Raw genomic sequence first — 21,315 nt, 5'->3', positions numbered from 1 at the left:
GCGGCGCGGATCGGCGCGGACCTCGGCTATGACGAGATCAATCTGAATGTCGGCTGCCCGTCGGACCGGGTGCAGTCGGGGCGGTTCGGCGCCTGCCTCATGCGCGAGCCGGAGCTGGTGGCCGAGTGCATGGCGGCGATCGGCGCGGCCGTGGCCGTGCCGGCGACGGTGAAGTGCCGGATCGGGGTCGATGACCAGGACGCGGAGGCGAGCCTGTTCGGCCTGGTCGACCTCTGCGCCCAGGCCGGCGTCAGCCACTTCATCGTCCATGCCCGCAAGGCCTGGCTGAAGGGCCTGTCGCCCAAGGAGAACCGGGACATCCCGCCGCTCGACTATGAGCTGGTCTATCGGCTGAAGCGCGCGCGCCCGGACCTGACCATCGCCATCAATGGCGGGATCGCCGATCTCGACGCCGCCGAGGCCCATCTCGGTCAGGTCGACGGTGTGATGCTGGGGCGCGCCGCCTATCACAATCCCGGACTGCTGGGGGCGGTGGACCGCAGGATGTTCGGCGAGGACCGTGAGGTCGGCGCGGCCGAGGCGGTAGAGCTCTACAAGCCCTATATCGCGGCGCGGCTGGCCGAGGGCGTGCATCTGGCGGCCATGACCCGCCACATGCTGGGCCTGTTCCACGGCATGCCGGGCGCGCGCAGCTGGCGGCGGATTCTGACCGTCGAGGGCGTGAAGGCCGGCGCGGGGCTGGAAGTGGTCGATGCGGCCCTGGCGGCGGTGACCGGGGCCGCGGCCTTACGGACGCAGGATCAGCGCGCTGCGGGTGGCCTCGAAGCGGGAGAGGCGGCCTAGATAGGTCATGCCCAGCAGGGAGGCGTCGAGCCCCTTGTCCAGCACCAGGGCGTCGACGTCGGAGACCTTGGCGCCGGCGATCGAGACCGAGGCCAGCTTGATGGCGGCGGCGTGGGCCTCGCCATTGGCGGTCATCACCTTATAGGCGTAGTTCAGGCGGGCCGGGTCGAAGCCCAGGCGCTTGGCGTCGTCCGCCGTCAGGGCCACGGCGCTGGCTCCGGTGTCGACCAGGAACCGCACGCGCGATCCATTGACGTTCGCCTCGGCCCAATAGTGACCGTCGCTGGCCTTGTTGATCTGGGCCGGTTCACCGGTGGCGGCCGCCTCGATGGGGGCGTGATCGACGCTGGCGTTGAGGTTGGACAGATGACGCGCCGGATCGAAGGCGGCGACCGCTTGAGCCGCGCCGACCGCGGACACCGCGCCGACCAGGGCCAGAACGGCCAGTCGCATCATCGCATCACCTCGTGTCACGGCCGTTTCCGACTCGTTGAGAGGAGGGAGGCTACGCGCCGAGCCGTTTGCAACCTGTGAACGCGGCGGAGGACCGGCTCAGAACATCGCCAGCTTTTCGGGGCGGATCAGGCTGCGGCGCGACGGCAGCTCGGCCATCACGGTCTCGCGTTCCTCCGGGCTGAGCCTGGCCCAGCCGGCGACCTCGTTGAGCTTGCGATAGCAGCCCATGCAAAGCCCGCTCTCGCCATCGACCACGCAGACCTTGATGCAGGGGGTCTTGATCGGAGCGGGGGGCTTGGCGGGAAGGTCGGTCATCGGCTCGGCGCGGGGTCAGGCGGAAGGGATAGCGTAGGTCACCGTGGCCTGCGCCGCCAGTCGCTCCGGGCTTTCCGTCCAGAGCCTCACCTCGCAGACGGCGATACGGCGGCCCAGCCGCAGCATATGGGCCTCGGCCCAGATGTCGCCGGGCGCTGCGCCGCGCAGGAAGTTCATCACCAGGGAACTGGTCACCGCCATCAGCTGCTCGCCGTTATGGGCCAGGACCAGGGCGTAGGCGGCGGTGTCGGCTATGCCCATCAGGGTCGGGCCGGAGATCACGCCGCCGGGCCTCAGTAGGCCGGGGCCATAGGGCCGCCTGACGCGGAGCCGTCCGGGCTCGGCCTCGGTGACCAGGGCCATGGTCTCCGGTCGCCCCTCGGGAAAGGCCTTGAGCAACAGGGCGTTGACGCCCTCGGCATCCAATTTCAGGTTGGGCTGAGGCATGGCTCTCTATGGGCGAGATCGGCGGAATTTGGCAAGCGGAACGCACAGCGAGCGTGCTGTGGATCAAGTCGGGGAACCGACCTTGGCCTTAGGCTTTGTCCTCGAGCCGTCCGAGCCTGGCGCGGCGCGGCGGCGTGAGACCTGAATGCCCGTGCTTGAGCCTGGACGGACTTGCTGGCGGACGGCGCGGGCTGACCGCGCCGCCTTCCTGGTCGACACCGAGGCCTATTTCAACGCGGCCTATGAGGCTCTGCGCCAGGCCAGGCGCTCGATCCTGCTGCTGGGCTGGGGGTTCGATCCGCGCACGCGGCTGTTTCCCGATGGCGAGACGGCGCAGGACACGCCGGACGAGGTCGGGCGCTTCCTGCTGACGCTCTCCAGGGCGCGCCCAGACCTCGATATCCGGTTGCTGATCTGGAAGTCGGCCCTGCCGATCAGCGCCAGCCAGGAATTTTTCCCGCACCGGGCGCGCAAGTGGTTCGAGCATAGCCGCATCCGCTTCCGCCTGGACGACAGCGTGCCGCTCGGCGCCTGCCATCACCAGAAGGTGCTGGTCATCGACGACGCCGTGGCGTTCTGCGGCGGCGGCGACATCGCCGTGGACCGCTGGGACACGCCCGGCCACCTGGACGGCGACCGGCGCAGGCTGATGCCCGATCACGACTGCCACGCCCCGCGCCACGAGGTGATGATGATGGTCGACGGCCCGGCCGCCAAGGCGCTCGGCGACCTGGCGCGGGAACGCTGGCGGCGCGCCACGGGGGAGACCCTGGCCCCGCCGCCGCCGCCGGCCGAAAGTCCCTGGCCGGCCCGGGTTCCTGCGCACCTGAAGGACGCCGACATCGCCATCGCCCGCACCGAACCGGCCTGGGGCGGGCGCGACGGGGTGGCCGAGATCCGCCGTCTGACCCTGGCCGCCATCCATGCGGCCCGAGACACCATCTATCTGGAGAACCAGTACTTCACCGCCCCGCCGGTGGTGGAGGCCCTCGCCGCGCGGCTGGCCGAGCCGGACGGGCCGGAGGTGGTGCTGATCTCCACCGGTGACGCGCCCAGCTGGTTCGACCGCCTGACCATGGACCGCGCCCGGTCGAACATGCTGTGGCGGCTGCGCGCCGCCGACGTGTTCGGCCGCTTCCGCGCCTTCTATCCGACCACGGCCGGCGGCCAGAAGATCATCGTCCACTCCAAGGTCTCGGTGTTCGACGACAGCCTGGCCCGGGTGGGCTCAGCCAATCTGTCCAACCGTTCGGGCGGCTTCGACACGGAGTGCGAGCTGGCGGTCGAGGCGGCGACGCCCGAGGCCCATTTGAGCGTCGCGGCCCTGCGCGACCGGCTGGTCGGTCACTTCATGGGGCATACGGGCGACGCCGTGGCCAAGGCGCGTGCGGCGGGCGGCGGGCTCATCGCCGCCATCGAAGCCCTGAACCGAGACGGCCGGTTGAAGCCGATCCAGCCGCTGAAGCTGACGCCGTTTGGCGAGGTGGTGGCCGCCTGGCACCTGGGGGACCCGGCCGACACGGCGGACTCTTGGCGGGTGAGACGGCGGCGGGAACGGCTCTATTCCCAGGCGCGGCTCTTCGATCCCCAGGTCTTGCTCCATCGCCGTGATTGGCGCGACCCGCTCATTCCAGATGAAAGTCCATCACCAGGGGAAGATGGTCCGACGCCACCCGGGTGAGGGGCAGAAAGGGCGCGGTCATGTCCTCGACCTGGATCCCCGGGCTCACGAAGATGTGGTCGATCCGCAGCACGGGCAGGCGCGACGGAAAGGTGGCGGTGGACGAGGGCCTGGGCGCCAGGGCGCGGGCGGGCTTGAGCCGCCGGGTCAGGGTGCGATGGACCACCGAACTGGCCGTGGCGTTGAAGTCTCCCAACAGGATCACGGGGTCGCGGCAGTCGGCATGGCCGAGCCATTCCGCCCCGGCCAGCGCCTCGGCCTGCAATTGCTGCTCACGCGGCACCAGGCCCAGATGGCTGGTGATCACCTGCACCTCGCGTCCGTCGATCTCGATCGCCAGCCACAGGGCGCCGCGCGGCTCCAGCTTCGGGACCGGGCGATAGCCGGGCAGGGGCCCGGTCCGCACCAGCCGTTCAGGTCGCATGGTCAGTATGGCGTCGCCATAGAGCTCTTCCTCGACCTTGAGGGCGGCGTGGAAGTGGAAGGCCATGCCCAGCCGGCGCGCGATCTCGTGGGCCTGGTCGACCCCGCCGGTGCGTGCGCGGCCGACGTCCAGCTCCTGCAGGGCCACGATGTCGGGCTTCAGCGCCGCGATCACCTCGGCCACGCGGCCCACGTCCAGCCGCCGATCGGTCCCGACGCAGCGATGCACATTATAAGTGATGATCCGGGGCATGTGCTCATGGTGCGCGCGCCCGGGGATGTGGGGCAAGCGGGTGCAACGGCTGGCCTTGGGCTGTGGTTCAACCTAAACCCGGCGGACGTCTGGGAGGATGCAGACATGCTGATCGCACTCGCCATGGCCGCCGCGATCGAGGGCTCGGCCCCGTCAGCCGACCGTCAAGGTCGAGCCACGGTCCGCTGCCATGTGACCGCCGCTGGCCGCCTGACCCAATGCGTCGCCCTGTCGGAATCGCCCGTCGGGGCCAATGTCGGGGCCTTCGCCGTGAAGCTCGCGGGGGCCTATCGGGTGCAGCCCAGCGACCGGCGGATCCGGGCCGGGACCATCACCATCCCCATGCGGTTCAAGCTGCCCTGACGGCCGGATCGCCGCGGCCCACAAGAAAATGGCTTCCGTTGACGTAAGCGTCATCTTTCCAAGCCGAACCGCTCTGCGTATGGTCCGCCCGCCTGAAATACGCTGTAAGGCACGCGCCAGGGAGACCCGCCATGAACCTCGACTTTTCAGCCGAAGACAACGCATTCCGCGAGGAGGCCCGCACCTTCATCGCCGAGAACTACCCCAAGGCGCTGCGCGACAAGCAGGACCGGGGCGAGACGCTGGAGAAGGAGGATTACCTCTCCTGGCACCGCATCCTGGCCAAGAAGGGCTGGTCCGCGCCGTCGTGGCCCAAGGAGTGGGGCGGCACCGACTGGACGCCCACCCAAAAGTACATCTGGTCCGAGGAACAGGCCCGGGCCGACACCATCGGCATCCTGCCCTTCGGCGTCGCCATGCTGGCCCCGGTGATCTACACCTTCGGCACCCAGGAGCAGAAAGAGCAGTTCCTGCCGGACATCCGCGACGGCAAAATCTGGTGGTGCCAGGGCTATTCCGAGCCCGGCGCCGGCTCCGACCTCGCCTCGCTGAAGACCAAGGCCGAGCGCATCACCGGCGACGACGGCAAGGAATACTACATCGTCAACGGCCAGAAGACCTGGACGACCCTGGGCCAGCACGCTGACTGGGGCTTCTTCCTGGTCCGCACCGACCAGAACTCCAAGCCGCAGTCGGGCATCTCCTTCCTGCTGATCGACATGAAGACCCCGGGCATTGAGGTTCGCCGCATCACGACCCTGGAAGGCGGTCATGAGGTCAATGACGTCTTCCTCGACAATGTGAAGGTGCCGGTCGAGAACCGCGTGTTCCACGAGAACCAGGGCTGGACCTGCGCCAAGGCGCTGCTGGCCCATGAGCGGTCCGGCATCGCCGGCGTCGCCCGCTCGAAGCGGGGGCTGGAGCGCCTGCGCCAGATGGCCACCACCGAGCTTTCGGACGCCTCGGGCCCGCTGCTGCAGGACCCCTTCTTCAAGCGCAAGATGGCAGAGCTTGAGATCGACCTGACCGCGCTGGAATACACCGAGTTGCGCGTGCTGGCGGGCGAGTCCAGCGGCAAGGGCCCGGGCACCGAGAGCTCGATCCTGAAGATCAAGGGCACCGAGATCCAGCAGCGCCTGCAGGACCTCGCCCTGGAGACCGTCGGTCACTACGGGGCGCCGTTCATCACCGGCGGGCACCACAACATGCCGATCGGCCCGGCCTATGCCGAAGGCCTGGCCGGCGACTATTTCAATGGCCGCAAGACCTCGATCTATGGCGGCTCGAACGAGATCCAGCGCAACATCATCTCCAAGATGGTCCTGGGCCTGTAGGGATCAACGAACACCAATTTCCCCTCCCCCTTGCGGGGAGGGGGTAGGGGGTGGGGGTGCCGGAGCGAACGCCGGGAGCTTTGCACAAATCGGATCGCGCTTCGGGCCTCTCGAAGCGATCTCGTCGAGTGCCGACGCGCGCGGAAGCCAAGCTCTGGAAGGGTCTTCGTAGGTTGGAGATCCAGGACACCCACTTCCGACGTCAGGCCCCGATCGGGACCTACGTTGTCGACTTCATCTGCCATTCGGCTCGATTGATCATTGAGGTGGATGGTGGGGTTCATGCCCTCGATCAGGTCGCCCTGCGCGACTTCGAGAGAGAGACCTGGCTCAAGGGGCGCGGCTATCGCGTCCTGCGGGTCTCGAACGATGAGGTCATGAGCGACATAACCTCGGTGCTGGAGCGGATCGTCGCCGCGCTCAGCGCCGACACCCCCACCCCAACCCCTCCCCGCAAGGGGGAGGGGCTCTAAGGAGGAAACGGATGGATTTCAGCTTCACCGAAGAACAGTCGATGCTCCGCGACACTGTCGCGAGCTATCTGTCGGACAATTACAGCTTCGATCAGCGTCGCGCGGCCCTCAAGGCCGAGCCGCGTTGGCGTCCGGACGTCTGGAAGGCGTTCGCCGAGGAGCTCGGCATTCTGGGCGCCCCCTTCGCCGAGGAGCTTGGCGGCCTGGGCGGCGGCGTGACCGAGAACATGGTGGTCATGGAAGAGCTGGGTAAGGCGCTGGTCGTCGAGCCCTATCTCGGCACCGTGGTGATCGGCGGCGGCTTCCTGAAGCATTCGGCCTATGCCGGCGCCAGCGACGTGATCGGCAAGATCATCGCCGGCGACGCCATCCTGGCCTTCGCCTATGCCGAGCCCCAGGCCCGATATACCTGGCAGGACCTGAAGACCACGGCCAAGAAGGACGGCGCGGGCTATGTGCTGAACGGCCACAAGGCGGTGGTCATCGGCGCCCCCTATGCGACCCACCTGATCGTCACCGCCCGCACCGGCGGCGGCCAGCGTGAGGCCCAGGGCGTCTCGGTGTTCCTGGTCGAGAAGTCGGCCAAGGGCGTCACCACCCGCGACTACCCCACCGTCGACGGCTTCCTGGCCTCCGAAGTGTTCCTGGAGAACGTCTCGGTCGGCGCCGACGCCCTGATCGGGGCAGAGGGCCAATCGCTGGGTCTGGTCGAGAAGGTGATGGACGAGGCCGTGGCCGCGACCTGCGCCGAAGCCTGCGGCGTGCTGCGTAAGCTGCACGAGGGCACGCTGGAATACACCAAGCAGCGCAAGCAGTTCGGCCAGCCGATCTCGTCCTTCCAGGTGCTGCAGCACCGCATGGTCGACATGTTCATCCAGCTCGAGCAGTCGATCTCGATGACCTATATGGCGACCATCAAGCTGGGCGAAACCGATGCCGACCGCTCCAAGGCCGTCGCGGCGGCCAAGGTGCAGATCGGCAAGGCCTGCAAGTTCGTCGGCCAGAACGCCATCCAGCTGCACGGCGGCATGGGCATGACCGACGAAATGGCCATCGGCCACTACTTCAAGCGCGCCACCATGATCGAGGGCGCCTTCGGCTCCACCGACCACTATCTGGCCCGCTACGAGACCCTGTCCCTGGGCGCCGCAGCCTAGGACCTACGAGACATCGCGCACCCGGACGTATCGTCCGGGTGCGGATTATTTCTCCCGCGCCGGGACAAGGGCGCGTTTCCACGAAAATCAGACCTGGCCGTGCGCAATTTCCGCCGCGACGCCTCGTCGCGTCTGCCATTTGTGAAAACATATTAGATAATAAAATCAATTACATGACGGAATATCCGTAGGCTGAAATAGTCCGTGGGCGGATATTTTTCTTGCATCGGCGGCGCGGCTTGCCGATCCTGATGGGGACGCGTTGACGACTAGGAGGGTGAGAGCCCCTGGAAGCCGCTCCGCGTCTCTTTCTGGCTCAACCGGCTGGTCAAGGAGACGCCGACATGACCGTATCGAAGATGGACCACGCAATGTTGTCCTTTGCATTCCTGGGCAGCCTTTCGGCGCCCGCCCGGCGCAATGACAAGCGTCCGCCCAAGGCCGTCCCCGCCAAGGCCGCCAAGCGCTCCGAGCGGTAGCCCGGGCTTGCCTTCCAGGTTCCTGTCCCGCTATCGCGGGCGCCTGGGAGGCGCTCATGGGCAAGGACGTCGAGGTCCGCGCGACATTCACCGACGGTGTCGATCAAGGGCGGCTTCAGTATGAGCCGCCCAAGCTGCTGTTCCGCGGCGCCCAGCGTCGGGTCTTCACCGGCGAGGGTCTGGCCGGGCTGAAGGCCGAGGGCGACGACCTGCTCCTGGCCGACGGCAGCCGCTTCCATCTGGGCGCAAAGGCCGCCGAGAGCTGGGCCAAGGCGATCCTCAATCCCAAGGGCCGGCTCGACAAGATCGGTGTGAAGCCCGGCATGCGGGTGGGCCTGATCAATGTCGCCGATGACGACCTGGTGGCCGAACTCGCCGCCCGCAACGCGGCGCCAGTGGCGGACCTGCGCGACCTCGATCTTCTGTTCTATGGCGCCGACAGCGCCGCCGAACTTGATGGCCTGCCCGACCTCATTCCCACCCTCGCCGACAGGGGCGCCCTGTGGATCGCCTCGCGCAAGGGCAAGGCCGCAACGCTTAAGGATGTCGAGGTCATGGCCGCCGCCAAGGCCCTGGGCCTGGTCGACAACAAGGTGGTGGGCTTCTCCGACACACTGACCGCGCTCCGGTTCACCCGCAGGCGGCCCTGAGACACCGCGGCGCGGGCGATTGCGGTTGCCCCCTGGGGGAGAAGCAGGCTTAAGGCCAGCCATGGCGCTTCGCGACTTCGCCCTCATGGTCCTGATCTGCCTGATCTGGGCCTCCAACAACATCGTCTCCAAGTTCGTGGTCAGCCACATGGGCGTGGAGCCGCTGTTCTATGCGGCGCTGCGCTTCGCCATCGTCGCGGTTGCCGTCGGGCGCTGGCTGCGGCCGGTTCCGCGCCCGCTGTGGCGCCTCGTGGTGGTGGCGCTGTTGATGGGCGGCGGCAATTTCGCCTTGATGTTCGTCGGCCTGAAGACCTCCAGCCCGTCCTCCGTCGCCATCGTCAGCCAGCTGGGCGTGCCGATGACCGCGGTCATGGGCTGGTTCATGCTGGGGGAGCGACTGGACCGCCGGCGCGCCCTGGGCGTCGCCCTGACCCTGGCCGGTGTGATGCTGGTGATGTGGGACCCGCGCGGCCTGCACGCCTCGTTCGGCCTGCTCTATGTGGTGGCTGCGACGGTGCTGGGCTCGCTGGGCGCGGTGATGATGAAGCAGATGCCGGGTGTGAAGCCGCTGCAGTTCCAGGCCTGGGTCGGCTTCGCCTCGATGATCCCGCTATTTCTCCTGTCCTTCTGGCTGGAGCCGGGCGCCTGGCGCGGCGCGGTCAATGCCGGCCAGCCCTTCGTGGCCGCCGTGCTGTTCTCGGCCCTGATCGTCTCGGTCAGCGCCCACACCGCCTATTACGGCCTGATCCAGCGCTATGAGGCGACCCTGGTCTCGCCGCTCACCCTGATGACGCCGCTCGGCACCATCGCGCTGGGGGTGATGATCACCCATGACAGCTTCGGCCCGCGCATGGCCCTTGGCTCGGCCATCGCGCTCGCCGGGGTGCTGGTGATCGCGCTGAGACCGAACCAGATCATGACCCTGCTGCTCGCCTTGCGGCCCAGGTCGCAATAGGCTGGGCGTCATGGACCTGATCGACGCGCCTTCACCCAACTTCGATCCCCGCAAGGGGCCGCCGGACATGATCGTCCTGCACTATACCGGCATGCAGACCGGGGCGGCGGCGATCGCGCGCCTGCGTGATCCGGAGGCCAAGGTCAGCTCCCACTATGTGGTGGAAGAGGATGGCCGGATCTTCCAGCTGGTGCCCGAGGAACGGCGCGCCTGGCACGCCGGGGTCTCGTCCTGGAAGGGCCAGACCGACATCAATGGCCGCTCCATCGGCATTGAGATCGTCAATCCCGGCCACGAGTTCGGCTATCGCGCCTTTCCGGAAGCGCAGATCGCCTCGGTGTTCGCCCTGGTCGCCGACATCCGCGGCCGCTGGAAGGTGGAGGATGGCCACATCGTCGGTCATTCCGACGTCGCCCCCGACCGCAAGGAGGACCCCGGCGAGCTGTTTCCCTGGAAGCGATTGGCGCAAGCCGGCCACGGCCTATGGGTCGAGCCTCCCGTCGCCCCCGGCCAGCCGCTCGGGGAGGGCGAGGAGGGGGCGGGCGTCTTCGCCCTGCAGGCCGGCTTCACCCGGCTGGGCTATGACTGCGCGCCCTCCGGCCAGTTCGACGCCCACACCACCTCGGTGGTCCGCGCCTTCCAGCGCCACTGGCGGCCAGAGAAGGTCGACGGCGTCGCCGATGGTGAGACCCGGGCGCGGCTGATCGGCCTGCTGAGACTGGGGACGTGACCCCGGGGCCCCTGGTTCACCCCATGGACCTGACGGCCGAAACCCTGCAGGCCGGACCCTACAGCCTGAGGCTCCTGGCCCGGGGCGACGCGCGCGAACTGCTTGAGCTGTTCAGCGATCCGCAGGTGGTGGCCTTCATGGACATCGATCCGCTGGAGGACCTGGAGGACGCCGAGGACATCATCGACTGGGCCACGGACCTGGCCGAGCGTGGCGCGGGCCTGCGCTGGTCGATCCGGCGGGCCGGGGAGGGGCGGCTGATCGGCACCTGCGGCTTCAACACCCTGGAACTGGAACGCGGCCGACGCGGCGAGATCGCCTATGATCTGGCCCAGGCGGAGTGGGGCCGTGGCGTGATGGCCGAGATCCTGCCGCATGTGATCGCCTTCGGCTTTGAACGCCTGGGGCTGCGACGGCTGGAGGCCATGGTCACGGTCGGCAATGAACGGTCCTGCGCGCTGCTGGAACGGCACGGCTTCCAGCGCGAGGGCCTGTTGCGCGATCACGCCTGGTGGAAGGGACGGTTCTGGGATCAGCTCATCTATGGGCGGGTGGCCGATTGACCCCGGCGGCGGCCCAGACCATGGTCCGCGCGGAACCAGACGGCCGGGCGGTCGCTCTCATCTTCGGATGGGGGAGGAAAGTCCGGGCTCCACGACGACATGGCGGCGGGTAACGCCCGCCGGGGGTGACCCCAGGGATAGCGCCACAGAGAGCAGACCGCCCTGCTCCGCCAAGGCTACGCAGGGCTCGCCCTTCGAAGCTGGAAGCGCAGGAGGGTAAGGGTGAAAGGGTGCGGTAAGAGCGCACCGCGGACCCAGCAATGGGAACGGCATGGCAAGCCCCGCCAGGAGCAAGACCGAATAGGGACCTCGCGCCGGTTCGCCGGCAGGGCTGTCGTAGGCTCAGGGGTCCGGGTAGGTCGCGAGAACCGTCCAGCGATGGGCGGTCCAGAGGAATGATCGCCAATGCCCGCCTCGGCGGGCGGCACAGAACCCGGCTTACAGGCCGTCTGGTTTCCTCATCATCAGTACTGCTTAGCGCCCCATTTTGGGGGTGTGGGTCAGTGACGCGGGCGGCGTGGTCCGCCCCCTGAACATTTGACAGCCCTGTCAGGTGCGACCTGTTGTCCACAGGTCCTGCGGCAAGCGGCCGCTATATTTAACAGGTTCGCTGTATGTTCTGTGGATTGTTTACGCGCGTTAACCATAAGTCGGCGCGACATCTTTGTTTCCGCGCCAAATAGTCATTCAGAGTCATTGTCACCCAATTGAGCCCGTGTTAACCCAATCGCTGTTCGGTAGGGTCTCGAAAAGCCGTATTCGCGGGGGTCGGGACGCTATCGCGGACATGGCAGGGACGGCCCGTGCGGGGGCCTTCCGAACTGGGGCGCGGCGGGATGTTCGTCTCGACGTTTGAGAAGCAGCTGGACGCGAAGCGGCGCATCGTCGTGCCGCAGGAGTTCCGCGCGCTCGCCTCTGGACCTTTTGACGGAATCTTCTGCTTTCCCTCCATCGAAGCCGATTGCATCGAGGGTGGGGGCAAAGCCTTGTTCGACCGTTACCTGGGCCTGATCGAGGAGCTGGATTTCGGCGATCCGCTGCGCTCGGCCCTGGAGACTTCGATCCTGGGCGGGCTCGCCAAGCTGAGCTTCGATCCCGCCGGCCGGGTGACCCTGCCGGAGACCCTGTGCGATCTGTTCGGCCTCACCGACATGGTGGTGATCGTCGGCATGGGCGACCGGTTCCAGATCTGGGAGCGGGAAGCCTTCCAGGCGCACCGCGCCGCCCAGCGCGAACTGGCCCGCGATGGCCTGGCCCAGATGCGCGGCGCCCAGCGCGCCGCCCGCGCCGGAGCCGGACTGTGAGTGAGATCGCCGTCGCCGCCGCGCCGCACGTTCCCGTCCTGCTGGACGGCGTGATGGAGGTCCTTGAGCCCGGTCCCGGCAAGCATGTGGTCGATGGCACCTTCGGGGCGGGCGGCTATGCCCGCGCCTTCCTGGCCGCCGGCGCCCAGGTCACCGCCTTCGACCGCGATCCCAGCGCGCGCCGCTTCGCCGAGGGGTTGGGCGATCGCTTCCGTTTGGTCGAGGGGCGCTTCTCCGAGATGGACGCCGAGCTGGGGGAGGGCGCCGTCGACGGCGTCGCCCTGGATCTGGGCGTGTCCTCCATGCAGCTGGACGAGGCCGATCGCGGCTTTTCCTTCATGCGCGACGGGCCGCTGGACATGCGCATGGGCGCGGACGGCCCGACCGCCGCCGACCTGGTCAACACCGCCGAGCCCTCGGACCTGTCGCGGATCTTCTGGATCTATGGCGAGGAGCGCAACGCCCGCCGGGTCGCCGCCGCCATCGTTCGCCGTCGGGCCGAGCAGCCCTTCAGCCGCACCCTGGAGTTCGCCGAGTTCGTGGAGCGGGTTCAGGGCGGCCGCAGAGGCGCCAAGGTCCATCCGGCCACCCGGGTGTTCCAGGGCCTGCGCATCGCGGTCAATGACGAGCTCGCCGAGCTGGAGGCCGGTCTGGTCGCCGCCGAGCGGGTGCTGAAGACCGACGGACGCCTGGCCATCGTCACCTTCCATTCGCTGGAAGACCGCATCGTGAAGGCCTTCCTGACGCTGCGCGCCGGCCGCACCCCGGCCGGGTCCCGGCACCTGCCGCCGGTGGAGGCCAAGACGGCGCCCAGCTTCCAACTGCTGTTCAACGGCGCCCGGCCGCCTTCCGACGCCGAGACCGCCGCCAATCCCCGCGCCCGGTCAGCCAAGCTGCGCGCCGCCGTGCGCACCGCCGCTCCGGTCTGGAGGGAGGTGGCATGAGCCTGCTCGAACGCCGCGTCCGGGGCTTCCGGCTGGTCGACCTGGTGGCTGGCGGCCTGCTGGTCGCGCTGATCCTGTCGCTCTATCTGGCCAAGACCTTCGCCGGCCGCGAACGCAGCGAGATCGCCACGGTCGAACATCAGATCGAGGCCGAGCACGATCGCATCCGCCTGCTGCAGGCCGAGGTCAGCCACCTGGAGCAGCCGGCCCGGATCGAGAAGCTGTCCAGCCAATATCTCGGCATGGTCCCGATCGCCGCCAAGCGCGAGACGACGCCGGAGGGCCTGGCCGAGGTCGCCCGCCGGGGGCCGAACTCATGAGCCTCGCCCACAACGGTTTTCCCGCGCCGGGCTGGCGCTGGGTGAAGGCCCGGCTCTGGGGTCTGGAGCACGCCTTCGAGCGGGCCAAGGCGGCCGGCAAGGCGGAAGACGACACCCGCATCCGCATCGTCTTCGTCCTGGCCCTGTTCGCGGCGGGCTTCCTGACCCTGGCCGCCGGCGCGACCCGGATGGCCCTGTTCCCGACCGATCACGGCTCTGACCTCGCCGGTCCGGTCGGCGCGTCGCGGGCTGATATCGTGGATCGCAACGGCGCCATGCTGGCCGCCGACCTGCTGCACTACGGCCTCTATGTCGATCCGCGCGAGATCTGGGATATCGCCGAGACCCGTCGCGCCCTGCACGCCGCCCTGCCGGACCTGCCGTTGCCGCGGCTGGACAAGGCCCTGCATTCGCCGCGCCGCACCTTCCTGGTCGGCGCCCTGACGCCCGATGTGCGCGGCGCCATCCACGACCTGGGCCTGCCGGGCGTCACCTTCGAGCCGGAGTCCAAGCGCATCTATCCGCTGGGCGAGACCGCCGCCCACCTGATCGGTTTCGCCGACACCGGCGGCGAGGGCCTGTCCGGCGCCGAGAAGGCCCTGAACGATCCCATCCGGCTGGGGACGGTCAATCACCAGTCCATCCCGCTGTCGATCGACCTGCGGGTCCAGGCGGCGTTGGAGGACGAGGTCGGCAAGGCCGCCGCCTCATTCGGCGCCAAGGGCGCGGTGGGCATTGTCACCAATGTCCACACCGGCGAGATCCTGGGCCTGGCCAGCTATCCGACTTTCGATCCCAACCAGGCGGGCAAGTCCTCCCCCGACGCCATGCTCAACCGCGCGGCCTCGTCGGTCTATGAGATGGGCTCCACCTTCAAGGTCTTCACCATCGCCACCGGGCTGGATTCCGGCACGACGACCCTCGGCTCCACCTTCGACACCAGCCAGTCGCTCACCATCGGCGGCCAGACGATCCACGACTATCACAAGGGCGACCACGTCCTGACGGTGGCCGACATCTTCATCCACTCGTCGAACATCGGCACCTCGAAGATCGCCCTGCAGGCCGGCGGCGATACGCTGACCAAGTACTTCCGCGCCTTCGGCCTGATGAAGGCCGCGCCGATCGAACTGACCGAGACCGCGCGACCCATCCTGCCCCGCACCTGGAATGACAACGCCATCGCCTCCACCTCGTTCGGCCAGGCGATCTCGGTGTCGCCGATCGCGGTGGCGGCGGGCATGGGCTCGATCCTCAATGGCGGCACCTATGTGCCCCTGACCATCCGCCCGATGAAGCCCGGCGCGCGGCCGGCGGGCCCCCGCGTGGTGTCGGAAGAGACTTCGCGGGCCATGCTGGACCTGATGCGGGTCAATGTGGTGCGCGGCACCGGCGGCAAGGCCGACGCGCCCGGCCTGCGGGTCGGCGGCAAGACCGGCTCGGCCGAGAAGGCCATGGGCGGCCACTATGTCCGCGACAAGCTGGTGGCCTCCTTCGCCGCAGTCTTTCCCGCGGACGGACCTCTGGAGGCCGACCGCTATTTCGTGCTGATCCTGATGGACGAGCCGAACGGCACGCCGGAAACCTTCGGCTTCCGCACTGGCGGCTGGACGGCGGCCCCGGCGGCCGGCCGGGTGATTGACCGCATCGCCCCGTTCCTGGGCGTGTCTCGGCGCATGGACGCCTTCGACGCCCAGCCCAAGGCGGCGGCGACCCAACTGATGGCGGATGACCACTGATGGCCGTGACGCTTTCCCAGCTGGTGCGGCGCGACCTGCCTCAGGATCCGGAGATCACCGGGGTCACCGCCGACAGCCGCAAGGTCAAGCCGGGCTTCCTGTTCGCCGCCCTGCCAGGCTCCAAGATCAATGGCCGCGAGTTCGCCGGCCGGGCGGTCACCGCCGGCGCGGCGGCGATCCTGTCGGCCGAGGACATGGCCGGCATGGGCGTGCCGGTGGTCCAGGTCGATGATCCGCGCCGGACCTATGCGCTAGCCGCCGCCGCCTTCTGGCAGGTTCAGCCGCCGGTGGTGGTCGCCGTCACCGGCACCAATGGCAAGACCTCGGTCGCCGCCTTCTGCCGCCAGATTTTCAACGCCCTGGGCCATCGCGCCGCCAGCATGGGCACCCTGGGCGTCTACGCCACCGGCCCCGGCGGCTTCGCCGAGCAACTGACCCCGCCCGGCCTGACCACGCCGGACGCCGCCGATGTCGCCGAGCTGATGGCGAAACTTGTCGGCCTGGGCGTCACCCACCTGGCCATGGAGGCCTCGTCCCACGGCATCGACCAGCGCCGGCTGGACGGCGCCCGGCTGACCGCCGCCGGCTTCCTGAACCTGACCCAGGACCACCTGGACTATCATGGCACCATGGGGGTCTATCGCGCCGCCAAGCTGCGCCTGTTCGACACCCTGCTGCCGCGCGGCGCCACCGCCGTGCTGAACGCCGATTCCGACGCCTATGACGCCTTCGCGGGCGCGGCCGTCACCGGCGGCCAGACGGTGATGAGCGTCGGCGCCGCCGGCCAGGGCCTGACCCTGCTGGACCGCGTGGCCACCCCGGGCGGCCAGACCCTGGAGATCGCCGCCGGGGTCGGGACCTTCACGGTGCGCCTGCCGCTGGTGGGCGCCTATCAGGCCTCCAACGCCCTGGTGGCCGCCGGTCTGTGCATCGCCGCCGGCGAGCCGGTCGATCGCGTGCTGGCGGCGCTGGAGACCATCGAGGGCGCGCCGGGCCGGCTGCAACGGGTAGGTGCGACCGCTTCGGGCGGTGAGGCCTATGTCGACTACGCCCATACCCCCGACGGGCTGGAGACGGTGCTCAAAGCGCTGCGCCCGCACGTGGCCGGCAGGCTGATCGTGGTGTTCGGGGCGGGCGGCGACCGCGACCGCACCAAGCGCCCCTTGATGGGCCAGATCGCTGCCGACTTCGCCGACATCGCCATCGTCACCGACGACAATCCCCGCTCCGAACCGCCGGCCGCGATCCGCGCCGAGGTGATGGCGGGCGCCCGCAGCGCGCGCGAGATCGGCGACCGCCGCGCCGCCATCCGCGCCGGCGTCGCCCTGATGGGCGCAGGCGACGTGCTGGTGGTGGCCGGCAAGGGTCACGAACAGGGCCAGACCATCGGCGATGTGGTCCATCCCTTCGACGACGTGGTCGAGGTCGAGGCCGCGCTGAGCGGCGTGGAGGCGGCGCATGGCTGAGCCCCTCTGGACCTCTGAAGAGATCGCCGCCGCCACCGGGGGCCAGGTGACCGCCGACTTTGCGGTGCATGGCGTCTCCATCGACACCCGCTCGATCGAACCTGGCGACCTGTTCGTCGCCCTGGCCGGGGTGCGGGACGGCCACGAGTTTGTCGCCCCGGCCCTGGCCAAGGGCGCGGCCGGCGCCCTGGCCGCCCAACCGGTGGATGGGCCGGCGGTGATGGTCGACGACACCTTCGCGGCCCTGGAGGCCCTGGGCGTGGCGGCGCGGGCCCGCGCGCCCCAGGCGAAGCGCGGGGCCGTGACCGGCTCGGTCGGCAAGACCAGCGTCACCCAGGCGATCCGCGCGGGCCTGGCGCTGGCCGGCCGCTTCCATTCCTCGGTCAAGAGCTACAACAACCATATCGGCGTGCCGCTGACGCTGGCCCGCATGCCGCGCGACACCGAGCGGGCGGTGTTCGAGATCGGCATGAACCACGCCGACGAGATCACGCCGCTGTCGAAGATGGTCCGCCCCCACGCGGTGGCGATCACCACGGTGGGGCCGGTGCATGTGGAGAACTTCCCGGACGGTGAGATCGGGGTGGCGCGGGCCAAGGCCGAGATCTTCGACGGCATGGAGCCCGGCGGCGTCGCCGTGCTCAATGCCGACAATCCCTGGTTCGAGCTTCTGAAGGACGCGGCCCACAAGGCTGGCGCCCATGTGCGCAGCTTCGGGGCGGCAGAGGCCTGTGACGCCCAGCTGGTCGATTTCGAGCCCCATGCCGGCGGCGCGCGGGTCAAGGCGCGGCTGCATGGCCGGGCGCTCGACTTCACCCTGCTGCAATCGGGCTTCCACTGGGGCCCCAACAGCATGGCGGTGCTCCTGATGCTGGAGGCGCTCGACGTCTCGCTAGACGATTCCCTGGCCGCCCTGGCCGCCTTCCAGCCCTTGGAAGGTCGCGGGGCCGAGCGCCTCGTGCGCCTGCCCGGCGGGGCGTTCACCCTTATCGACGAGAGCTATAACGCCAACCCGGTCTCCATGGCCGCCGCGCTCGCGTCGCTGGGCGCGAGGGCGACGGAGGGCCGCCGGATCGTGGCCCTGACCGACATGCTGGAACTGGGCGAGGGCGGGCCGCGATACCACGCCGAACTCGCCCAACCGCTGGGGGCTGCGGCGATCGATCGCGTCTTCTGCGCGGGCCCACTGATGAAATCGCTCTGGGACGCCCTTCCGCCGACTCGAAGAGGCGGCTACGCCGGGACAGCGGCGGAGCTGGCGCCGCTGGTCGCACGGGCCGTAGAGCCTGGTGATCTGGTGATGGTGAAGGGGTCCAACGGCTCGAGCGCAGGCGCGGTCACAACCGCGTTGGCAGCCCTCGACGTGCGTTCGGAAGAGGTGGGCTGATGCTCTATTGGTTGTACGAGCAGTTGTCGGCCGGCGGTCACGTCCCAGTCCTCAACCTCCTGAAATATCTGACTTTCCGCACTGGCATGGCGCTGGCCACCGGCCAGCTCGTTGTGGTCCTGATGGGCTCGCGCTTCATCCGCTGGATGAAGGCCAAGCAGGGCAAGGGCCAGCCGATCCGCGCCGACGGCATCGAGCGCCACATCATCGAGAAGGCCGGCACCCCGACCATGGGCGGGGTAATGATCCTCGCCGGCCTCCTGGTCGGCACCCTGCTGTGGGCCGACCTCAAGAACGTCTATGTCCAGGCGGTGCTGCTGGTCACGGTCGGCTACGGGATCCTCGGGTTCACCGACGACTACGCCAAGGTCACCAAGCAGAGCACGGCCGGGGTCTCGGGCGTCGTCCGCCTGGGGCTCGAGGCGCTGATCGCAGCAGCCGCCATCGCCTTGATCATCGTCCATCCGCACGCCCCGCCGGAACAGCCGGGCCTGGCCACCTCGGTCGCCTTCCCGCTGATCAAGGGCCTGCTGCTGAACCTCGGCTGGTTCTATGTGATCTTCGGGGCCTTCGTGATCGTCGGCGCGGCCAATGCGGTGAACTTCACCGACGGCCTCGACGGCCTGGCCACCGTGCCGGTGATGATCGCCGCCGCAGCCTTCGGCTTCATCGCCTATCTGGTCGGCAACTTCCTGTTCGCCCGCTATCTGCAGCTGCACTTCGTCCAAGGCGTGGGCGAGGTGGCGGTGTTCTGCGGGGCCATCATCGGCGCCGGCCTGGGCTTCCTCTGGTACAACGCCCCGCCGGCCAAGATCTTCATGGGCGACACCGGGTCCCTGGCGCTGGGCGGCGCGCTCGGCGCCGTGGCCGTGGCCACCAAGCATGAGATCGTGCTGGGCATCATCGGCGGCCTGTTCGTGCTCGAGACCCTGTCGGTGATGATCCAGGTGGCGTCCTTCAAGCTGACCGGCAAGCGGGTGTTCCGCATGGCCCCGATCCACCACCATTTCGAGAAACTCGGCTGGTCGGAATCGACTGTGGTGATCCGGTTCTGGATCATCTCGGTGATGCTGGCCCTGCTGGGCCTCGCCACCCTGAAGCTGCGATAGGGGCGTGCGACAGTCATGATCCCGGTCCGAGGCTTTGAAGGCAGGACGGTGGCCGTGTTCGGTCTGGCCCGTACGGGTCTGGCCGCCGCGCGCGCCCTGATCGCCGGCGGAGCCAAGGTGGCGCTCTGGGATGAACGGCCCGAGGGCCGGGCCGCCGCCGAGGCCGAGGGCCTGCCCCTGGTGGATCTCGCCACCGCCGACTGGTCGGACTTCGCCGCCTTGATGCTGTCGCCCGGCGTGCCGCTCACCCATCCGACCCCGCACTGGACCGTGGACCGCGCCAGGGCCGAAGGCGTCGAGATCCTGGGCGACATCGAACTCTTCGCCCGGGCCGTAAACGCCGCACCGGAACACAAGCGGCCCAAGGTCGTGGCCATCACCGGCACCAACGGCAAGTCGACCACCACCGCCCTGATCGGCCACATCTGCGCCAGCGCCGGGCGCGACACCCGGATCGGCGGCAATATCGGCTATGGGGTCCTGGGCCTCGACGACATGCACGGCGGGGCGGTCTATGTGCTGGAGCTCTCCTCCTACCAACTGGACCTGACCTCGAGCCTCAAGCCCGACGTGGCGGTGATGCTCAACATCTCGCCGGACCACCTGGATCGCCACGGCGGCATGGAGGGCTATGTCTCCGCCAAGCGCCGCATCCTGTTGAACCAGGGCAAGGGCGACACCGCCGTCATCGGGGTGGACGATCCCTGGGGCCAGCGGATCTGCACCGAGATCACCGCCGCCAACCGCCGGACCATCGTGCCGATCTCGGCCTCCAAGGCCATGGGCCGGGGCGTCTATGCGCTGCAGGGCCTGCTCTATGACGCCACGGGCGAGCGGGCCACCGAGGTCGCCGATCTGTTGCGCGCCCGCTCCCTGCCGGGCCGGCACAACTGGCAGAACGCGGCGGCCGCCTATGCCGCCGTGCGCGGCCTGGGCATCTCGCCTGAGGAAGCCGCCGAGGGGTTGATGAGCTTCCCGGGCCTGGCCCACCGCATGGAGACCGTCGGCCAGGTCGGCCGCGTGCGCTTCGTCAACGACTCCAAGGCCACCAACACCGACGCGGCCCGCCAGGCCATGTCGAGCTATCCGAAGTTCTTCTGGATCGCCGGCGGCCAGCCCAAGACCGGCGGCATAGAGTCCCTGGCTGATCTCTTCCCGCGCATCGAGAAGGCCTATCTGATCGGCGAGGCGACCGAGGAATTCGCCGCCACCCTCAAGGGCAAGGCCCAGGTGGTCGAATGCGGCGATCTCGCCACCGCCACGGCGCGCGCGCATGCTGACGCCGCCGCCAAGGGCCAGGACGCCATTGTCCTGCTCTCGCCGGCCTGCGCCTCCTTCGACCAGTTCGCCGATTTCGAGGCGCGAGGCGAGGCGTTCCGTGAGGCCGTCCATGGGCTGAGCGTGCCCCAGCCCAAGGGGGCCTGCGCCTGATGGCGAACCCGGCCCACGCCTTCTCGCGATCGGACCGGACCCAGGTGGGCCTCTGGTGGTGGACCACCGACCGTTGGCTGCTGGGCGCCGTGGGCGTGCTGATCGTACTGGGCGTGCTGATGTCCTTCGCCGCCAGTCCGGCGGCAGCGGCGCGGATGAATGTCGGCGACCCCTTCCACTTCGCGGTCCGCCAGTGCGTCTTCGCCGCGATCGGCTCGGTGATCCTGATCTCCACCTCGATGCTGGACATCAGGGGTGTGCGAAGAGCGGCCTTCTTCATCTACATCGTGGCGATCGCCATCATGATCGCCCTGCCGTTCTTCGGCCACAACGCCAAGGGTGCGACCCGCTGGCTGGAGTTCGGCGGCTTTTCGCTGCAGCCGTCCGAATTCATGAAGCCGGCCCTGATCATCCTGGTCGCCTGGATGTTCGCCGAGGGTCAGAAGGGCGAGGGCGTGCCGGGCGTCTCGATCGCCTTCTGCCTCTATTTCCTGTCGATCGGCCTGCTGCTGATCCAGCCGGACGTCGGCCA

General features: G+C 68.8%; 24 protein-coding genes and 1 other RNA gene. 21 read left to right on the top strand and 4 right to left on the bottom strand.

Annotation, left to right across the window (positions count from 1 at the left end; translation table 11 throughout):
• Window positions 1-804: tRNA dihydrouridine(20/20a) synthase DusA (gene dusA, locus Q7P21_RS09790; RefSeq protein ID WP_304176928.1), on the top strand; the 804-nt coding region annotated here is incomplete at its 5' end.
• On the opposite strand, the gene Q7P21_RS09785 is transcribed toward dusA, so the two are convergent.
• The 3 genes from Q7P21_RS09785 to Q7P21_RS09775 all read right to left on the bottom strand — a co-directional run bounded on the left by Q7P21_RS09785 (window position 748) and on the right by Q7P21_RS09775 (window position 2,022).
• A complete protein-coding gene (locus Q7P21_RS09785; protein WP_304171003.1) occupies window positions 748-1,260 on the bottom strand; it encodes a TIGR02281 family clan AA aspartic protease in 513 nt (170 codons plus the stop codon). The genes dusA and Q7P21_RS09785 overlap by 57 nt on opposite strands.
• 96 nt (window positions 1,261-1,356) lie before the next feature.
• The gene (locus Q7P21_RS09780) at window positions 1,357-1,575 is read right to left on the bottom strand and encodes a DUF1289 domain-containing protein (protein WP_304171002.1); all 219 of its coding nucleotides are present in this window, start codon (window positions 1,573-1,575) and stop codon (window positions 1,357-1,359) included.
• A 15-nt stretch (window positions 1,576-1,590) separates the two neighbouring features.
• Complete coding sequence (locus Q7P21_RS09775) at window positions 1,591-2,022, bottom strand: PaaI family thioesterase (protein WP_304171001.1); 432 nt, start codon at window positions 2,020-2,022, stop codon at window positions 1,591-1,593.
• A gap of 145 nt (window positions 2,023-2,167) precedes the next feature.
• On the opposite strand from Q7P21_RS09775, the gene Q7P21_RS09770 reads away from it, so the two are divergent.
• Window positions 2,168-3,703 carry a phospholipase D-like domain-containing protein gene (locus Q7P21_RS09770; RefSeq protein WP_304176926.1) on the top strand — a complete coding sequence of 512 codons (1,536 nt, stop codon included), beginning with the start codon at window positions 2,168-2,170 and terminating at the stop codon, window positions 3,701-3,703.
• Here Q7P21_RS09770 and Q7P21_RS09765 read toward each other — a convergent pair.
• Window positions 3,648-4,379: an endonuclease/exonuclease/phosphatase family protein gene (locus Q7P21_RS09765; protein ID WP_304170999.1), complete on the bottom strand. Its 732-nt coding sequence runs from the start codon at window positions 4,377-4,379 to the stop codon at window positions 3,648-3,650. The genes Q7P21_RS09770 and Q7P21_RS09765 overlap by 56 nt on opposite strands.
• 105 nt (window positions 4,380-4,484) lie before the next feature.
• On the opposite strand from Q7P21_RS09765, the gene Q7P21_RS09760 reads away from it, so the two are divergent.
• The 19 genes from Q7P21_RS09760 to Q7P21_RS09670 form a co-directional block, all read left to right on the top strand.
• Entirely contained in the window at window positions 4,485-4,742 is a 258-nt protein-coding gene (locus Q7P21_RS09760; protein ID WP_304170998.1) for a TonB family protein, read from the top strand.
• A 131-nt stretch (window positions 4,743-4,873) separates the two neighbouring features.
• Window positions 4,874-6,076, top strand: a complete 1,203-nt coding sequence (locus tag Q7P21_RS09755) for an acyl-CoA dehydrogenase family protein (protein WP_304170997.1) — start codon at window positions 4,874-4,876, stop codon at window positions 6,074-6,076.
• A gap of 50 nt (window positions 6,077-6,126) precedes the next feature.
• Window positions 6,127-6,549, top strand: a complete 423-nt coding sequence (locus tag Q7P21_RS09750) for an endonuclease domain-containing protein (RefSeq protein WP_369695340.1) — start codon at window positions 6,127-6,129, stop codon at window positions 6,547-6,549.
• 11 nt (window positions 6,550-6,560) lie between these two features.
• Entirely contained in the window at window positions 6,561-7,706 is a 1,146-nt protein-coding gene (locus Q7P21_RS09745) for an acyl-CoA dehydrogenase family protein (RefSeq protein WP_304176923.1), read from the top strand.
• A gap of 344 nt (window positions 7,707-8,050) precedes the next feature.
• Window positions 8,051-8,185, top strand: a complete 135-nt coding sequence (locus tag Q7P21_RS09740; RefSeq protein ID WP_304176920.1) for a hypothetical protein — start codon at window positions 8,051-8,053, stop codon at window positions 8,183-8,185.
• Window positions 8,186-8,241: 56 nt separating this feature from the next.
• Window positions 8,242-8,835 carry a DUF3052 domain-containing protein gene (locus Q7P21_RS09735; RefSeq protein ID WP_304168728.1) on the top strand — a complete coding sequence of 198 codons (594 nt, stop codon included), beginning with the start codon at window positions 8,242-8,244 and terminating at the stop codon, window positions 8,833-8,835.
• A 61-nt stretch (window positions 8,836-8,896) separates the two neighbouring features.
• Window positions 8,897-9,790, top strand: coding sequence for a DMT family transporter (locus Q7P21_RS09730; RefSeq protein WP_304176918.1), 894 nt, complete (start codon window positions 8,897-8,899; stop codon window positions 9,788-9,790).
• A 10-nt stretch (window positions 9,791-9,800) separates the two neighbouring features.
• The gene (locus tag Q7P21_RS09725) at window positions 9,801-10,520 is read left to right on the top strand and encodes an N-acetylmuramoyl-L-alanine amidase (protein WP_304168734.1); all 720 of its coding nucleotides are present in this window, start codon (window positions 9,801-9,803) and stop codon (window positions 10,518-10,520) included.
• Window positions 10,517-11,083: a GNAT family N-acetyltransferase gene (locus Q7P21_RS09720; RefSeq protein ID WP_304168737.1), complete on the top strand. Its 567-nt coding sequence runs from the start codon at window positions 10,517-10,519 to the stop codon at window positions 11,081-11,083. The genes Q7P21_RS09725 and Q7P21_RS09720 overlap by 4 nt, the downstream gene beginning before the upstream one ends.
• A gap of 35 nt (window positions 11,084-11,118) precedes the next feature.
• Window positions 11,119-11,540: RNase P RNA component class A (gene rnpB, locus Q7P21_RS09715), an RNA gene on the top strand.
• Window positions 11,541-11,919: 379 nt separating this feature from the next.
• Complete coding sequence (locus Q7P21_RS09710) at window positions 11,920-12,387, top strand: division/cell wall cluster transcriptional repressor MraZ (RefSeq protein ID WP_304168740.1); 468 nt, start codon at window positions 11,920-11,922, stop codon at window positions 12,385-12,387.
• Window positions 12,388-12,392: 5 nt separating this feature from the next.
• Complete coding sequence (rsmH, locus tag Q7P21_RS09705) at window positions 12,393-13,331, top strand: 16S rRNA (cytosine(1402)-N(4))-methyltransferase RsmH (RefSeq protein WP_304168763.1); 939 nt, start codon at window positions 12,393-12,395, stop codon at window positions 13,329-13,331.
• Window positions 13,328-13,651, top strand: coding sequence for a cell division protein (locus tag Q7P21_RS09700; protein ID WP_304168743.1), 324 nt, complete (start codon window positions 13,328-13,330; stop codon window positions 13,649-13,651). Before rsmH ends, Q7P21_RS09700 begins: the two co-directional genes overlap by 4 nt.
• Window positions 13,648-15,390 carry a penicillin-binding protein 2 gene (locus Q7P21_RS09695; RefSeq protein ID WP_304168746.1) on the top strand — a complete coding sequence of 581 codons (1,743 nt, stop codon included), beginning with the start codon at window positions 13,648-13,650 and terminating at the stop codon, window positions 15,388-15,390. Before Q7P21_RS09700 ends, Q7P21_RS09695 begins: the two co-directional genes overlap by 4 nt.
• Window positions 15,390-16,856, top strand: a complete 1,467-nt coding sequence (locus Q7P21_RS09690; RefSeq protein ID WP_304176917.1) for a UDP-N-acetylmuramoyl-L-alanyl-D-glutamate--2,6-diaminopimelate ligase — start codon at window positions 15,390-15,392, stop codon at window positions 16,854-16,856. The genes Q7P21_RS09695 and Q7P21_RS09690 overlap by 1 nt, the downstream gene beginning before the upstream one ends.
• The gene (murF, locus tag Q7P21_RS09685; RefSeq protein ID WP_304168752.1) at window positions 16,849-18,243 is read left to right on the top strand and encodes a UDP-N-acetylmuramoyl-tripeptide--D-alanyl-D-alanine ligase; all 1,395 of its coding nucleotides are present in this window, start codon (window positions 16,849-16,851) and stop codon (window positions 18,241-18,243) included. The genes Q7P21_RS09690 and murF overlap by 8 nt, the downstream gene beginning before the upstream one ends.
• On the top strand, window positions 18,243-19,352 hold the full coding sequence (gene mraY, locus Q7P21_RS09680) for a phospho-N-acetylmuramoyl-pentapeptide-transferase (RefSeq protein ID WP_304168754.1): 1,110 nt from the start codon (window positions 18,243-18,245) through the stop codon (window positions 19,350-19,352). Before murF ends, mraY begins: the two co-directional genes overlap by 1 nt.
• 15 nt (window positions 19,353-19,367) lie before the next feature.
• The gene (gene murD, locus Q7P21_RS09675) at window positions 19,368-20,783 is read left to right on the top strand and encodes a UDP-N-acetylmuramoyl-L-alanine--D-glutamate ligase (RefSeq protein ID WP_304168757.1); all 1,416 of its coding nucleotides are present in this window, start codon (window positions 19,368-19,370) and stop codon (window positions 20,781-20,783) included.
• Window positions 20,780-21,315 (top strand): FtsW/RodA/SpoVE family cell cycle protein (locus tag Q7P21_RS09670; RefSeq protein ID WP_304176931.1); only part of this gene is annotated, 536 nt, incomplete at its 3' end. The genes murD and Q7P21_RS09670, both read left to right, overlap by 4 nt.

It is taken from the genome of Phenylobacterium aquaticum (assembly GCF_947378715.1).
GTDB lineage: Bacteria > Pseudomonadota > Alphaproteobacteria > Caulobacterales > Caulobacteraceae > Phenylobacterium > Phenylobacterium aquaticum_A.
Note: the sequence above shows the minus strand (reverse complement) of the source record. Positions and strands in the feature narration are given on the sequence as shown.